This window comes from Dysgonomonas hofstadii (assembly GCF_014196915.1).
GTDB classification, from domain to species: domain Bacteria; phylum Bacteroidota; class Bacteroidia; order Bacteroidales; family Dysgonomonadaceae; genus Dysgonomonas; species Dysgonomonas hofstadii.
Genome location: NZ_JACIEP010000017.1, coordinates 71,886 through 85,036, shown reverse-complemented (window position 1 = coordinate 85,036; position 13,151 = coordinate 71,886). Strand labels below are relative to the sequence as shown.

Annotated in this window: 16 protein-coding genes; 3 read left to right on the top strand and 13 right to left on the bottom strand. The window is 38.7% G+C overall.

The window, feature by feature from the left end; genetic code table 11:
- Nucleotides 1–204: 204 nt before the first annotated feature.
- The 4 genes from rny to GGR21_RS18015 form a co-directional block, all read right to left on the bottom strand.
- A complete protein-coding gene (gene rny, locus GGR21_RS18030) occupies nucleotides 205–1,734 on the bottom strand; it encodes a ribonuclease Y (protein ID WP_183308658.1) in 1,530 nt (509 codons plus the stop codon).
- A gap of 112 nt (nucleotides 1,735–1,846) precedes the next feature.
- The gene (locus GGR21_RS18025; protein WP_183308657.1) at nucleotides 1,847–2,152 is read right to left on the bottom strand and encodes a cell division protein ZapA; all 306 of its coding nucleotides are present in this window, start codon (nucleotides 2,150–2,152) and stop codon (nucleotides 1,847–1,849) included.
- A 12-nt stretch (nucleotides 2,153–2,164) separates the two neighbouring features.
- The gene (locus GGR21_RS18020; RefSeq protein WP_183308656.1) at nucleotides 2,165–2,464 is read right to left on the bottom strand and encodes a hypothetical protein; all 300 of its coding nucleotides are present in this window, start codon (nucleotides 2,462–2,464) and stop codon (nucleotides 2,165–2,167) included.
- A 159-nt stretch (nucleotides 2,465–2,623) separates the two neighbouring features.
- Nucleotides 2,624–2,821, bottom strand: a complete 198-nt coding sequence (locus GGR21_RS18015) for a winged helix-turn-helix domain-containing protein (RefSeq protein WP_183308655.1) — start codon at nucleotides 2,819–2,821, stop codon at nucleotides 2,624–2,626.
- 375 nt (nucleotides 2,822–3,196) lie between these two features.
- On the opposite strand from GGR21_RS18015, the gene GGR21_RS18010 reads away from it, so the two are divergent.
- Together GGR21_RS18010 and GGR21_RS18005 are read left to right on the top strand one after the other, a co-directional pair.
- On the top strand, nucleotides 3,197–3,772 hold the full coding sequence (locus GGR21_RS18010) for an RNA polymerase sigma factor (protein ID WP_183308654.1): 576 nt from the start codon (nucleotides 3,197–3,199) through the stop codon (nucleotides 3,770–3,772).
- Nucleotides 3,769–4,578 carry a hypothetical protein gene (locus tag GGR21_RS18005; protein WP_183308653.1) on the top strand — a complete coding sequence of 270 codons (810 nt, stop codon included), beginning with the start codon at nucleotides 3,769–3,771 and terminating at the stop codon, nucleotides 4,576–4,578. Before GGR21_RS18010 ends, GGR21_RS18005 begins: the two co-directional genes overlap by 4 nt.
- On the opposite strand, the gene trmD is transcribed toward GGR21_RS18005, so the two are convergent.
- The 6 genes from trmD to GGR21_RS17975 all read right to left on the bottom strand — a co-directional run bounded on the left by trmD (nucleotide 4,575) and on the right by GGR21_RS17975 (nucleotide 10,040).
- Entirely contained in the window at nucleotides 4,575–5,252 is a 678-nt protein-coding gene (gene trmD, locus GGR21_RS18000) for a tRNA (guanosine(37)-N1)-methyltransferase TrmD (RefSeq protein WP_183308652.1), read from the bottom strand. The two genes, GGR21_RS18005 and trmD, sit on opposite strands and share 4 nt — an antisense overlap.
- A gap of 118 nt (nucleotides 5,253–5,370) precedes the next feature.
- Nucleotides 5,371–5,802 (bottom strand): GxxExxY protein, encoded by a 432-nt coding sequence (locus GGR21_RS17995; RefSeq protein WP_183308651.1) that lies wholly within the window; start codon nucleotides 5,800–5,802, stop codon nucleotides 5,371–5,373.
- A gap of 345 nt (nucleotides 5,803–6,147) precedes the next feature.
- Complete coding sequence (locus GGR21_RS17990) at nucleotides 6,148–6,915, bottom strand: SDR family NAD(P)-dependent oxidoreductase (protein WP_183308665.1); 768 nt, start codon at nucleotides 6,913–6,915, stop codon at nucleotides 6,148–6,150.
- An 11-nt stretch (nucleotides 6,916–6,926) separates the two neighbouring features.
- Nucleotides 6,927–8,054, bottom strand: a complete 1,128-nt coding sequence (locus tag GGR21_RS17985; RefSeq protein WP_183308650.1) for a DUF4468 domain-containing protein — start codon at nucleotides 8,052–8,054, stop codon at nucleotides 6,927–6,929.
- 142 nt (nucleotides 8,055–8,196) lie between these two features.
- Nucleotides 8,197–9,078 (bottom strand): DUF3078 domain-containing protein, encoded by an 882-nt coding sequence (locus GGR21_RS17980; protein WP_183308649.1) that lies wholly within the window; start codon nucleotides 9,076–9,078, stop codon nucleotides 8,197–8,199.
- 29 nt (nucleotides 9,079–9,107) lie between these two features.
- The gene (locus GGR21_RS17975; protein WP_183308648.1) at nucleotides 9,108–10,040 is read right to left on the bottom strand and encodes a glucosaminidase domain-containing protein; all 933 of its coding nucleotides are present in this window, start codon (nucleotides 10,038–10,040) and stop codon (nucleotides 9,108–9,110) included.
- A gap of 40 nt (nucleotides 10,041–10,080) precedes the next feature.
- Here GGR21_RS17975 and cdd point away from each other — a divergent pair, with 40 nt between their 5' ends.
- Nucleotides 10,081–10,563: a cytidine deaminase gene (cdd, locus tag GGR21_RS17970; protein ID WP_183308647.1), complete on the top strand. Its 483-nt coding sequence runs from the start codon at nucleotides 10,081–10,083 to the stop codon at nucleotides 10,561–10,563.
- 145 nt (nucleotides 10,564–10,708) lie between these two features.
- Here the strand turns inward: cdd and GGR21_RS17965 are convergent, their stop codons facing one another.
- From GGR21_RS17965 to GGR21_RS17955, 3 genes are all read right to left on the bottom strand, one after another.
- On the bottom strand, nucleotides 10,709–11,410 hold the full coding sequence (locus GGR21_RS17965; RefSeq protein WP_183308646.1) for a M48 family metallopeptidase: 702 nt from the start codon (nucleotides 11,408–11,410) through the stop codon (nucleotides 10,709–10,711).
- Nucleotides 11,411–11,479: 69 nt separating this feature from the next.
- On the bottom strand, nucleotides 11,480–12,238 hold the full coding sequence (locus GGR21_RS17960) for a uroporphyrinogen-III synthase (protein ID WP_183308645.1): 759 nt from the start codon (nucleotides 12,236–12,238) through the stop codon (nucleotides 11,480–11,482).
- Complete coding sequence (locus GGR21_RS17955) at nucleotides 12,229–13,101, bottom strand: DUF4271 domain-containing protein (protein ID WP_246348112.1); 873 nt, start codon at nucleotides 13,099–13,101, stop codon at nucleotides 12,229–12,231. Before GGR21_RS17955 ends, GGR21_RS17960 begins: the two co-directional genes overlap by 10 nt.
- Nucleotides 13,102–13,151: the final 50 nt, after the last annotated feature.

The window sequence follows — 13,151 nt, the reverse complement described above, 5'->3', positions numbered from 1 at the left end:
GTAGTAAAATACAAAAAACGAAAAACTTGTTTACTTGTATCCCGTTTACTTGTCAACTTTATCCATTTCAAAGATCATGCTTTCATTGGCATATCGGCATATTAACCAATTAGCATCCTATAGATAAACTTATTCTATCTTATTAAATAAAAAAACAGGGGTAATTGTTCATTCAATTACCCCTGTTAAATATATAATGGTATTTTATTTAGCGTAACTTACAGCACGGGTTTCGCGGATAACCGTAATCTTCACTTGTCCCGGATAAGTCATTTCGTCCTGTATTTTTTTAGCTATATCGGCCGATAGTTTTTCTGTTTCTACATCGTCTATCTTGTCTGCACCCACAATCACACGCAGTTCGCGTCCGGCCTGTATGGCATATGTTTTCAGTACACCCGGATAAGACAGTGCCAATTGCTCAAGATCATTCAGGCGTTTGATGTATGCTTCTACAATTTCACGGCGGGCACCCGGACGGGCACCTGAAATAGCATCACATACCTGAACGATAGGAGCCAGCAGGCTGGTCATTTCCGCTTCATCGTGGTGGGCCCCAATGGCGTTACATACATCAGGTTTTTCCTTATATTTCTCGGCCAGCTTCATACCTAACAATGCGTGAGGTAGTTCCGGTTCATCATCGGGAACTTTTCCTATATCGTGTAATAATCCCGCTCTTTTTGCTTTCTTCACATTCAGTCCCAGTTCCGAAGCCATTATTGCGCACAGATTGGCTGTTTCGCGGGCATGTTGCAATAGGTTTTGTCCGTATGAAGAACGGTATTTCATTTTACCGACAAGGCGGATCAATTCCGGATGCAGTCCGTGTATGCCAAGATCGATAGCGGTACGCTTGCCTGTCTCAATGATTTCCTCCTCGATCTGTTTCTTTACTTTGGCTACCACTTCCTCGATACGTGCTGGGTGTATACGGCCATCAGCCACCAGTTGGTGAAGTGCCAGACGGGCAACTTCACGTCTCACCGGATCGAAACCTGACAGCACAATAGCTTCGGGAGTATCGTCAACAACGATCTCTATTCCTGTGGCAGCTTCCAGCGCACGGATGTTACGCCCTTCACGTCCGATGATGCGTCCTTTTATTTCGTCCGATTCTATGTGGAAAACGGTAATCGCGTTTTCTATCGCAGTTTCTGTGGCAACACGCTGAATAGACTGGATGACTACTTTTTTAGCCTCTTTGTTCGCGGTCATTTTTGCCTCTTCCATTATTTCATTAATGTAAGACTGCGCATGGGTGCGGGCTTCATCTTTCAGGGCTTCGACAAGTTTCTCTTTTACTTCTTCGGCCGATAGGCCCGAAAGTGCTTCAAGACGTTCCACTTCTTGCCTGTGTAGCTTGTCCAGGTCCTGCTTTTTCTTTTCCACAACTTCCAGCTGTGTGTCCAGATTGGCCTTGATAGTGTCTGCTTCGTTTTTCTTGCGTTGAAGTTCTTCCTGCTTCTGGTTAAGGGTTAATTCCCTTTGTTTCAACTTGCTTTCTGTCGACTGAATTTTCGCATTACGGTTGTTTACCTCTTTCTCAAATTCAGATTTCATTTGTAAAGCTTGTTCCTTTACTTCCAGCAGCTTATTCTTCTTAATTACCTCAGCCTCTTGTTCAGCTTCTCTAATCTGGCGTTTGAATTTTGAATTGGATGCAAAATTCAGGATCAGCCAGGTCAAAATTGCTCCAACCACGAAGGCTATCACAATAAATAATATATCCATAATTTTATTTTCTTATTAAAAAATCACTATTTATATAAACTAAAATGCACTAATCTAAGTATGAAACCATACTTAAAATTAGTGCATTAGATTTTTTCTCAGTACTAAAATCTTATTTTACATGCTTTTTCAGGAAGATTTCCAGTTCCTGAGTTAGTTCTGCTACTTTCGATTCAAACGACTCGGCTCTTAGTTGCTGTTCGGCTTTCTCGGCCACGGCTTGTATCGCGGTCATGGCCATGTAGTCAGAATTCTGCAGTGGCTGTGAACCTTTTCCGGTAAAATAATTTTTATATTGTCCTAATTTATAATCTATCTCATCAGCAGCTTTTCGATATATCTCTTCTTCCGTTCGCTTTATTCTGAGCGGATATCTCATATCAGCTACCCGTAGATTAATAATTAAATGTTCGTCCATAACTTTCTGTTTTTAACTGTTTTTCAGCATGGCGATACATTTATCTACATCCCGCACTAACTTCGACAATCGCTTTTTTGCTTGCTGAACATCCTCCTGGTTCTCCGAAGAGAATGATTTGGCAAATTTCAGATTGTCATATTTCGATCTTAGCTTGTTTACTTCCGATGACAGATGGTCAATCTCTTTGTTTTTCTCTGCCAGATTTTGTTTCAACTGAGTATTCTCATCTTGTAAAACATCGCAGAGATACATTAATTGCCTCATTCTTATTTCAAACTCGGCTAGCAGTTTTCCATCTTTTTCAGTCATAAAACAGCCAAAAAGCAACACAAAAATAAAGAATACTAATGGAATGGCAAAATTATTACCCTTCTAAAATTCCAAAACACAGAACTTTGGGCATATATACAAAAAGAGGCTTCTATAATTGAATATAAATGCCTCTCTTTTGTAATTCTTACGTTGTCCTTAAAGCAAAACGACCTGTAAGTCGTCCTTTAATTCATTGAAAGCGATTTTACCTTCTCTTGCCAACCATCCTAAAGCTGCATACATGTCCTTTTCAGTCAGTTTGCATGCTTTTTTGATTTCTTTTAGCGGTTTGCTACCTTCAGCATCAAGGTATGTCCAAATAATACCTGCGTTTGTTCCAATTTTTTCTTTCATAATGGGTGCTGGTTAAAAAATTAAACATCGTTATTATTTCGATAGCAAAAATACATAAAATCGGTTACTGCGGCAATTTTTTAATGCTATATTTAAATACTATAAGGATTTATGTCAAAGATATTAACCTTTTCCGGTTACATTCTTTTTGTTGGAATCTGCTCTGTGTCAGATGGATAAGGATATATGGGGCTCGAGGAATGTAAGAGCGGCAGTTCGCCGGGTAAAGTTACGAGGGGCAAAGTCAAAATGGAGAACGACCTGTCGGGCGCATTCGTAAAGTTGAATGATTCTTGTATTGCAATCATAATAATTTCGACTGCTGATTGGCATTATTAATTAAAATCTACTAGATTTGTGTAAAATTGTGACCTTTTGAAATTCTTTAGTTTAAATAAGAAGAAGGAATATAGTGACGAAGAACTACTGTTTCAATACAAGAAAACCGGTAAGGTTGAGTATTTTCAGGAGCTATACGAGCGTTATATCCCTCTTGCGTATGGTTTGTGCCTCAAATATCTGCAAAGCCCCGAATTGTCACAAGATGCTGTGATAGATATATATGAAAATCTGTCGCAGAAAATACAGGATTATGAGATAAAAGTATTCAAAAACTGGTTGTACAGTGTTGTGAAAAACCATTGTTTCCATGTGTTGAAAGAGAATAAGAAAGAAATTATTGTTAATTTCGATACTCAACTTATGGAATCTGATGCAACTATTGATCTATTAAGTGACAATGATAATGAGGAAAAGGAAAATGCTCTGAACCGTTGTTTGGAACAATTGCCCGAACCTCAGCGTGTATCGGTGGAGAAGTTTTTCTACGAAAATAAATCGTATGCCGATATAGTGGATGAAACAGGTTTTCATCTTAAGAGCGTGAAAAGTTATATACAAAACGGAAAAAGGAATTTAAAAATCTGCATCGAAAAAAATCTGAAAGAATGAAGTTTTTAGATTACATAAAAGGTGACCGCAAAGGTAAAGATGCTCATCGGGTTGAAAAAGATTCGATGAAAGACCCGTTTTTGTACGAGGCCATCGAAGGTTATGACAGTATTAAGGATAATCATGTAGAACGTATCGGTAATATTCAAAACCGTCTTAAGTCGAGAACAAAAAAGCAACAGCCTGCACAAAGTCATTTCTGGCAGATTGCGGCAACTATTACTATACTCATATTCGGATTGGCGGGATATCTGTTTATCGATCATCTTAAACCCGGCTTGCATGCACAGGAAGGGGAAGTGAAGATTATAGAGATTTATGTTCCCGAAAACTATTATGTGGAAAATATTACGGTTATAGCCAGAAAAAATGTTGAACTGGCAAAAGCATATAAGCCCAATATCTCTCAATTTAAGATAAAATTGAGTCCGGAAGCTGTGATCAGTGAAGAAGAACTGGAGATATTGAAGGGTGATGAAAATCCGATCGATATTTATGTTCCTGAAGATTTTGATCACATTTTGGTTCCGAAACAAAGCGATGGAAAGCCTCAACCTGTGATAGGTTTCGAGAAATATGAACTTTACCTGAAAAATTCATTGCGTCGTCCTACAGATGACGCCTGTCGCGACCGTAAAGGAAAAGTTATTATTGATTTTTATATCAACGAGCATGGCGATCCTTATCTGTTCGATGTTGTTCAGAGCCTTTGTGGTACTTCCGATAGTGAAGCACTCCGTTTGATCCAGACTGGGCCTAAATGGACTTTAGGAAACGAAAAAGTCAGGGTTCGGGTAGAATTCTAATCATCCAGCAGATCGGGACGTAGATGTTTTGTGCGTTCTATCGATTGTTGTAATTTCCATTCATCTATTTTTGCCTCATGGCCTGACAGGAGTATATCGGGAACTTTCCATCCTTTATATTCTGCCGGACGGGTATAAACAGGCGGAGCGAGCAGATTGTCCTGAAAGGAATCGGATAAGGCTGACTGTTCGTCACCTATTGCTCCCGGAATGAGGCGTACTATGGCATCGGCCATCACCGCTGCAGCGAGTTCTCCTCCGGTAAGTACATAATCCCCGATAGATATTTCCCGGGTGATCAGGTGTTCGCGTACCCGGTAATCAATACCTTTATAATGTCCGCATAGAATTATTATATTGTCAAGAGATGACATCTGATTTGCTATTTGCTGATTGAATACTTCTCCATCGGGAGATGTATAGATAATCTCGTCGTAAGTACGTTGCGATTTCAGGCCGCTTATCGCATTGTCGATAGGTTCTATCTGTAGCACCATTCCTGCTTCGCCACCAAAAGGGTAATCGTCCACATGGCGATGTTTGTTTGTGGTGTAATCCCTCAGATTATGTATGATGATTTCGACTATTTGCTTGTCCTGAGCTCTCTTTAATATCGAGCAATCGACAAGGCCTTTGAACATTTCCGGCAGAACACTTATTATATCTATACGCATGGATATTTCCTTAAAAAAGCAAAGATAATAAAAAGGAATATACCTTCCTATTTGTCGTTCTCCTCCAATTAGTCCTTCGTTTCTCCGGTTATATTTCGGCTAATACTGGAAAGATCTTTTATTTTTTGCCATAGTAATATTTCATATAAGATGAAGGAAAAACAACCGGCTTGGGTGACATTCTTTGTACAATTCTTATACCAGTACTGAAGTCTTTTACATTAAAATCGAGTATCAGCCCGACAGAAGAGTTGTTATGTTTTGCGTAAGTATGTATATATTCCCAATATATCTCTTCAGGGATATTCATAGGCCTAATTCCTACAACAAGGGTGCTCTCTATTATCATATCTACTTTGTATGCCTTATTGAATCTTAGTTTTCTGTACATCAAGGGCATTTCTTTACTTTCCTCGACGCTTAAGCCTTCTTCTTTTAAGTCATTTACAATACATTCTCTATAAATGTTTATATAAAGTCCTGAGCCTAACTCTTTATGTACCTTTGAACTTACATTTATTACACTTTTTATTAACTCTTTTATATCCATTTCTTCCTTATTCTATTTTCCTGTTTGATAGCTGAAAAATTTCCGCTCATCACTATTCTTTTAGAATAATGCTAAGTGTTTGTTTCGTAAGGAAGTTTATTTTTGATATATGATGATTCTCTGAGCAGCCCGGCAAAAATAATAATTATTACTTGCAATTTAATCTTTTCAGATGATATATTAGAGTAAACGCATGAAAAAATGTTAACAATATAGTGTGAAATAGTTGCTTGTTCCTGCTCATATGCGGGTAATATCGGGTATTTGTCGTAATGGATTATAAGTTAAAAGCAGGAAATATCCAAAGATGATTTCCTGCTTTTCTATTTGTTAATTTACTCTTGTCTATTTCTTTTCTTCTTTATGGAACATATTGCCTGTGGCCTGTGCAGTTGGCATTACCAGTATATCCTGAACATTAACGTGCGGAGGCTGTGATATTGCATAATAAACGGCTTCAGCTATGTCGTCGGCATCCAGATTGTCATACCCCTCATACACCAGGTCAGCTCTTTGCTGATCCCCTTTGAACCGGACAAGGGAAAATTCTGTTTCTACAGCTCCCGGACAAATCTGGGTAACCCGTATATGGTATGGCAGCAGATCCATTCGCATTCCCTGATGAAGTGCATTGACCGCATATTTGGTAGCACAATAAACAGCGCCGTTAGGATAAACTCCCTTTCCGGCGATAGAACCGATATTGATGATATGTCCGGATTTGCGGGCTACCATCATAGGCGATACTACACGGGTTACATACAACAGACCTTTGATATTCGTGTCTATCATACGTTCCCAATCGTCTATTTCGCCGTCTTGTATTGGTGCCAGTCCTACTGCCAGTCCGGCATTGTTAACCAGTATATCTATTTTTTTCCACTCTTTGGGCAGGCTGTCAATAGCCGTCTCTACTTCATCGTATACTCTTACATCGAAGCATAGGGAATATACTTTCGATTCGTATTTCACTTCTATTTCCTTCTCCAGTTCTTCAAGCCGTTCTTTGCGGCGACCTGTAATGATCACATCGCAGCCTTCTTTGGCCAGGCGAAGTGCAATCGCTTTACCAAGGCCTGAGGTCGCTCCTGTGATTAATGCTGTTTTTTTCATCTGCATCGATTCTATTTGATCCATACGTTCAATATCTCACCTAAATATGTTTTATCGCCGGATGTTCCTGCCGAAGGCATTGTCCCTGCTTTTTTACACTCAATGATCATCCATGCTTCAGAAAATGCAGGAGCGCCTGAAGGAGTTGTGATAGGGGTGAGGCCTGCTTTTTTTATCTTGTCTTGCGCATTGCCCTTTGTCTCGAACTCAGTTATGGCGTCACTGTATATTTCAGTATAGAACGAGATTGTGTATGTTTGGGCATTGTCTATGACTTCAGCCGAATGTGTGATAGTGCTTAGCCCCATCAATTTATCTAATAGAGTAGTAGTTCCTGCCCATATTGCTGGTATGGCTGACGGTTGACTGGCAGTTCCGGTAACGATCAGCGATTGTTTATTCAATATACTTGCCGGAATTTTATCGGCAGATACATTCTTAAACCCGGCCATTGCTGTTGCTACAACAGGAACCTGTTCAACTACAGTCTGTTGCTGTTGTGTTTGCACTGGTTGAGAGGTTACAGGAATGCCTACTCCCTGGTTTACAACTGGTGCTGCTATTCCGGTAGTAATCTTTCCATTAAGATATAAATCTACTGAATTAAAAATATTGTTGATACTGTCTATCGTATGTGTTCTGAATTTATCGTAATACCTGTTCAGTTTATCTCCCTTTTTATTTAATGCTATCCTATCGGAAATTAATTCCTCAGCCGAAACCGGCGTTTTGTAATCGGAATATTCGTAACGGATGTTCCTTACAGTAAGATCACATTTGTTTGGAGCGATAGATATTATCAGCTGGTACGACATTTTTGCTCTGTCAAGGATAAGCAATGATCTTCTAAATGTAAGGTATTCTTCTCCCCAGCATGCGATATCCCTGTCTTCCCAATCGGATAATAATACCCTGTTCGTCAGTTCCTGGTCTGAAGTATTGTAATTATCTTCAGCCCATTTATTCATGGCATCGAACAGGTCTTTTTCCGAAATAGTATTATTGACTGTTATAGATTTGGTAAATATCACTTTTCCATCAACCTCAGGTACAGCCCCCTGCAGATATTTTGAATTATCCTGTGCATTTGCGAAGAGAGAAATAAAAGCACACAATGAGATTAAAAGATATTTATTCATATTTTTTCGGTTAAAATGGTTAAAGCATAAAATTAGTGCAAATCCACCAATGAACAAACATTAGACGCTTCTTTTATTTTTTCTTAAAATAAAAAAGGCATCAATTTTTTTCGATGCCTTGTTCTATGTAATTTGCTGTCTTTTAAAAATTATAGGCTACACCTATTCCTATCATTTCCTTGAATTGAACACGGGGGCCTTCAGTTGTGCCATCCGATTTTACGTTCTTCACATCGTCGTCGTATTTCAATGTAGTATTTATATTAGCCGATAGGAATTTATTGATCTTCATATTGATCATCACATCCCAGTTTATATCTATATTTCCGAATGACTTATCGTAAGCAGTAAAGAAATCTACTGTAGATATTACCTCTACATTTTCCATGATTTTCTTCTGTGCACGGGCTTTTATGTAAGCACCTAATTCTGCCCTGAATTTCTTCCCGGGATCGACACCAAAGGCACCGTCATTGGATAAGGAATCATCCTGAACGAAAGTCAGCTTTCCTGCAACAGGAGACATATATACTGAAAAATTGGTATTAGGACGATATTCTATACCGGCAGATATGTTAGAGTATGCCGGAGCAAAGAATTTTGAGATGTAATGTGATTTGTCCGGATAATTGTACCCTTTGGCGAATTGGGTTTTCAGGTCGGCCATTACTGTGTAATACCATTTGTCGTCGGTAGAATATCCCAACTGTGTAGTGAAGTCGATCTTATCACTTGTTTTTTGTGTTCCTAACGATTTTGTATTTGTAAGACCATATTCCAAAGCCAGAGCATTAGAAAAAAGCCAGTTTCCACTTTTTCGAACCAGTGCCCCGTTTAAATAAAGAGTTCCTGCCACGGCATTTTCACCCCCTGCCGACCAGTTACTTAATGCTGTTTGGGAGACATTTAGCCCGGTTACTCCTTTCAGATTCCATTTCCCGTCTTCTAGTTTATCCTTGTCATCCTGAGCGTAGGTTACTAATGTAGACGCCACAAAGATAAATGCCAATAATAAATTTCTCATTTCGTTGTTTTAAGTTTTGTATTTATGTTTTATCTTAATTTTAAGACATCACCTTCTACAGGAACGTATTCAAAATCCTTTTTGTTCATTTTATACAGGTTCTTGACTTTGATCCCATATTTTTGCGAAATGCTGTGCATGGACTCTCCTACCTGGACTACGTGGTCATAATAAGGTTTATCTGCTTTCGATTTCTTTTTTTCAAAATAGACCAAATCTCCTTTCTTTAGCGGAAAATCTTCAGGAACTTCATTATACTTGCAAAGATCTTTAACCTTGAATCCGAATTCAGCCGCTATGGCTTCGTAAGTATCACCATCCTCAGCGATCACGTATACGAGGTTATGGGTTTTGTAAGGTGTATGTGTATAGTTTAGTACAGGGGAACGTTCTTCTTCTTTTTTTATTGAGCCTTTGCTGAGTCCTGTTTTATCATGTTTGTAAAGCTCGTAATCTTCTATTATCTTTATCAGCTTATTGGCATAAGCTTTATCGGTTGCATAGCCTAATTTTTGTAACATTTTAGCCCATTCTTTATAGTCGGTTATTTTTAAAGAAAATAACGGTGTGTAACGGGATCTTTTCAGAAAGAGGGCATGGTCTTCATAAGAATCTTCTACCTTTTTATATTTACGGAAGCAATCATTCGGGCCATCGTCGGCTCTATATACCTTTTCTCCTTTCCAGTCATTGTGGCATTTTATTCCAAAGTGATTATTGGAATTTCTAGCCAGTTCGCTTTTTCCTGCACCCGATTCCAGTAATCCCTGGGCCAGTGTAATACTTGCCGGTATTTTATGTCTTCTCATATGGTCGATAGCGATGTGCTTGTATTTGTCAACATATTCATCGTATATTTTATACCGCTTGGCTTGGGAAAATACGGGCAAAGAAGATGCGAAAAATAAAAAAGTAAGTATAATAAGCGAGGAAAGTGTATTTCGGGAACAAACTTTTTTCATATATTTAGGTTGTTTAATCATAAACTATTAAAATAATAAAATGGAAAAATTCGATTTAACTACAAAGATACTTGTTTACAACATTGAAGAATGCACCGGAGATATAAAAAAACTTATAGAGAAGGCAAAATCTGCCACTCAGAATGCATACGCTCCTTATTCCGGTTTTAATGTTGGTGCTGCTGCCCTTTTGTCGAACGGAGAAATAATAACCGGAAATAATCAGGAAAATGCGGCCTATCCGTCGGGACTTTGTGCCGAAAGGGTTACTTTATTCGCTGCAAACTCACAATATCCTGACGTACCGGTAGGGGCTATAGCTATTGCTGCGTTTCACGACGGAGAATATACCGACACTCCATGCTGTCCGTGCGGTGGATGTCGCCAGGTGATCGTGGAGGTTGAAAATCGTTATGAAAAACCGATAAAGGTGATTATGTACGGTAAGAGTAAGATTTATGAAGTGGATACGGTAAAGGCTCTGTTACCTCTTAGTTTTGGAAAAGAATCGTTGACAGAGTAGGGTAGAATGAATAAATTCTAATCATTATTTATCATGCTGAGGAACGAAGCATCTTGTTCCTTTACGGACAAGAGATTTTTCACTCCGTTCAAAATGACAAAGAATATAAAACCCGGAACTTAACAACTCAATAGAATAGGATGATTTACCAATCGGTTTTATATGATTTCAACTCTTTGGTCAGTTCTCTTGCTTTCCCATCCGATACTTTGTCTAATAGCTGCCAGAAACGGTCGCCATGGTTCATCTCTATGGTATGACATAGTTCGTGTAAGACGATAAAGTCTATAAGGTGTTCAGGGAGTAGCATGCAATAATGAGACAGGTTTATACTTTTCTTTGACGAACAACTACCCCAACGTGATCGGCTTTTATTGATTTTAACGCCGGTAAAGGTAAAGCCATGTTTTTTAGCGAAGTGTGCGACTTTTGAAGGGAAAATGCGATTGGCTTCGTAGCGGAATGCTTTTTCAATCAGTTCTTTGATCGTCTTCTGGGTTGAGGTATCCTTGTAATCAGTTCCTGCCGGACAGGAGATGTTTAGAATCCCGTCTTTCAGACTCATATAGTAGTTCTGTGTAGAGATGCTTTCTCGCAGATACAGAGAGAAGCTAAATGTTTTGAAATCCGTTCCGGGTGTAAAGATTCTCGGCGATGTCTCTCTTTCTGTCAGTTTCAATAAACGGGGTTTCATTTCCTCTATCGTTTGTTTTATGTATGAAATACTGACAGAAGAAGGATGTGTTAGTTGCAAAAGCCCATTCCTGCGGCGTACAATTATTTTCTTTGCACGCGAATTAGCTATAAGCTTTATGTCACCCAGATCTTTATCTTTTATGATTTCCATTTGTTCATCGAGGATAAAAAAAGCTTAACATTAGGATGTTAAGCTTTTTTCTATATTCTAGTAGTCTCTTTATTTCGTTTTGTGATTCTCTTTTAGAAAAGCTTCCAGAGCCGCAGTCATTGAAGGTATTCCCGGTAGGGGAGCTTCGCAGTCGAGTCGCAGTCCGGCTTCTTTTACAGCCTTTGCTGTTGCTGCACCAAAGCATCCGATAGCTCTTTCTTCCTGCTTGAAATGAGGCGCATTCTTGAATAAAGATATAATTCCCGACGGGCTGAAGAATATCAGCATATCGTAAGAAAGTATTTCTTCTTCTGTAATATTATTACTTACTGTGCGATACATGATCGCTTTAGTATAGTCGATCTTTTTTTCGTCGAGCACTATTGTCAGATCTTCGGAATGGACATCAGACACAGGAACAATGAATTTTTCCTTGTTATGTTTAGTGAGCGCGGTGGCCAGTCCATCCATTTTTCCCGTAGTGCTGAAGAATATCTTGCGTTTTCTGTAGACAATATATTTTTGCAGGTAAAGAGCTACTGATTCCGAAATACAGAAATACTTCATCGTTTCGGGCATGGTAATCCTGAATTCTTCACATAAAGCAAAGAAATGATCGATTGCTATTTTTGCAGTGAAAACAACAGCCGAGTAATCCTGTATATTGATTCTCTGTTGTCTGAATTCTTTTGAATCCAGACCTTCCACCCTGATAAACGGACGAAAATCCATCTGCACATGATATTTCTCTGAAATATCGAAGTACGGAGATTTTTCAGTGGCCGGTGCGGGTTGAGAGATTAAAATCTTTTTTACTTTTAAAGCCATAGCGTGTTAAAAACATCAATTCTATATAAATAAGATAGCCCACTAAATAGAAATATATATGGTAATATTTCAAAGGTGCAAAGGTAGGTAATCAAATACAAAAAGTTAAATTTTTCTCTGATAAAAAAGATTATTATTTGATAAAAAAGCAATATTTGAACGAATAGAAACAATATTGCCATGAACATGATTATCTGAAAATGATAATGAGGAGAATACACTAGAAGCAAAACAGGAAGGAAATACAGAATTCCCAGTATCTCTATGGCTACTACCTGCGTACGTCTCCATTGGTTCACACCTCTCTGTACATCAAATAGATAGCCTAAAAGCTTGTAGAACATATCTTTTGCCCCAAAGAATAATCCTGTTAGTAACATGAAGAGCAGAATTGTACCCAGTGGCTTATTATATGGTGTAAGTCTCTGGTCGTTCTCTACAAAAATGTCGTAGATCGTTATTGATATGAGAACTACAGCCTGGAATATGAGAAAGTAACTGTATAGCACTTCTTTTGAAGTAGTCTGACGGTGAAACCTCTGACTCTTTTCGGGCTGCAATAAGAGTGTTACGTTCTCTTTCAGGAAGGTATAGCCTCCATTGTATATATGAGTAAAGAATAAGAAACAAAGCAGCAGTAATCCGAATATACTGTCAGATTGTTCTATACTGAAAGGCATTTGTACTCCATCGTGCCTGTTATCTGTAACAAGCGTTCCTGCCTTATATTCCGCGATGTTTATCGTATCTGATACCAAACTGTCCGGTTTTGCAGTGCTGGTATCAGTATCCGGAAGAAGGTTTTCTGACGATATTATCCCTTCTTGTGGAATAGGGTTGTATGGAATCGAATCCTGTTTCAATGTTTGTTGATATCAGACATATACCTAAGTTTATAGCCCGGGTATATGCC

What these genes read in the sequence shown, in the direction of transcription:
- GGR21_RS18005 (WP_183308653.1), top strand. Translation starts at nt 3,769, where the DNA reads ATGAAGTTTTTAGATTACATAAAAGGTGACCGCAAAGGTAAAGATGCT.
- GGR21_RS17995 (WP_183308651.1), bottom strand. Translation starts at nt 5,802, where the DNA reads ATGGATATAAAAGAGTTAATAAAAAGTGTAATAAATGTAAGTTCAAAG.
- GGR21_RS17975 (WP_183308648.1), bottom strand. Translation starts at nt 10,040, where the DNA reads ATGAAAAAAGTTTGTTCCCGAAATACACTTTCCTCGCTTATTATACTT.
- cdd (WP_183308647.1), top strand. Translation starts at nt 10,081, where the DNA reads ATGGAAAAATTCGATTTAACTACAAAGATACTTGTTTACAACATTGAA.
- trmD (WP_183308652.1), bottom strand. Translation starts at nt 5,252, where the DNA reads ATGCGTATAGATATAATAAGTGTTCTGCCGGAAATGTTCAAAGGCCTT.
- GGR21_RS18015 (WP_183308655.1), bottom strand. Translation starts at nt 2,821, where the DNA reads ATGAAAGAAAAAATTGGAACAAACGCAGGTATTATTTGGACATACCTT.
- GGR21_RS17960 (WP_183308645.1), bottom strand. Translation starts at nt 12,238, where the DNA reads ATGGCTTTAAAAGTAAAAAAGATTTTAATCTCTCAACCCGCACCGGCC.
- GGR21_RS17990 (WP_183308665.1), bottom strand. Translation starts at nt 6,915, where the DNA reads ATGAAAAAAACAGCATTAATCACAGGAGCGACCTCAGGCCTTGGTAAA.
- GGR21_RS17985 (WP_183308650.1), bottom strand. Translation starts at nt 8,054, where the DNA reads ATGAATAAATATCTTTTAATCTCATTGTGTGCTTTTATTTCTCTCTTC.
- rny (WP_183308658.1), bottom strand. Translation starts at nt 1,734, where the DNA reads ATGGATATATTATTTATTGTGATAGCCTTCGTGGTTGGAGCAATTTTG.
- GGR21_RS18020 (WP_183308656.1), bottom strand. Translation starts at nt 2,464, where the DNA reads ATGACTGAAAAAGATGGAAAACTGCTAGCCGAGTTTGAAATAAGAATG.
- GGR21_RS18025 (WP_183308657.1), bottom strand. Translation starts at nt 2,152, where the DNA reads ATGGACGAACATTTAATTATTAATCTACGGGTAGCTGATATGAGATAT.
- GGR21_RS17965 (WP_183308646.1), bottom strand. Translation starts at nt 11,410, where the DNA reads ATGGAAATCATAAAAGATAAAGATCTGGGTGACATAAAGCTTATAGCT.
- GGR21_RS17980 (WP_183308649.1), bottom strand. Translation starts at nt 9,078, where the DNA reads ATGAGAAATTTATTATTGGCATTTATCTTTGTGGCGTCTACATTAGTA.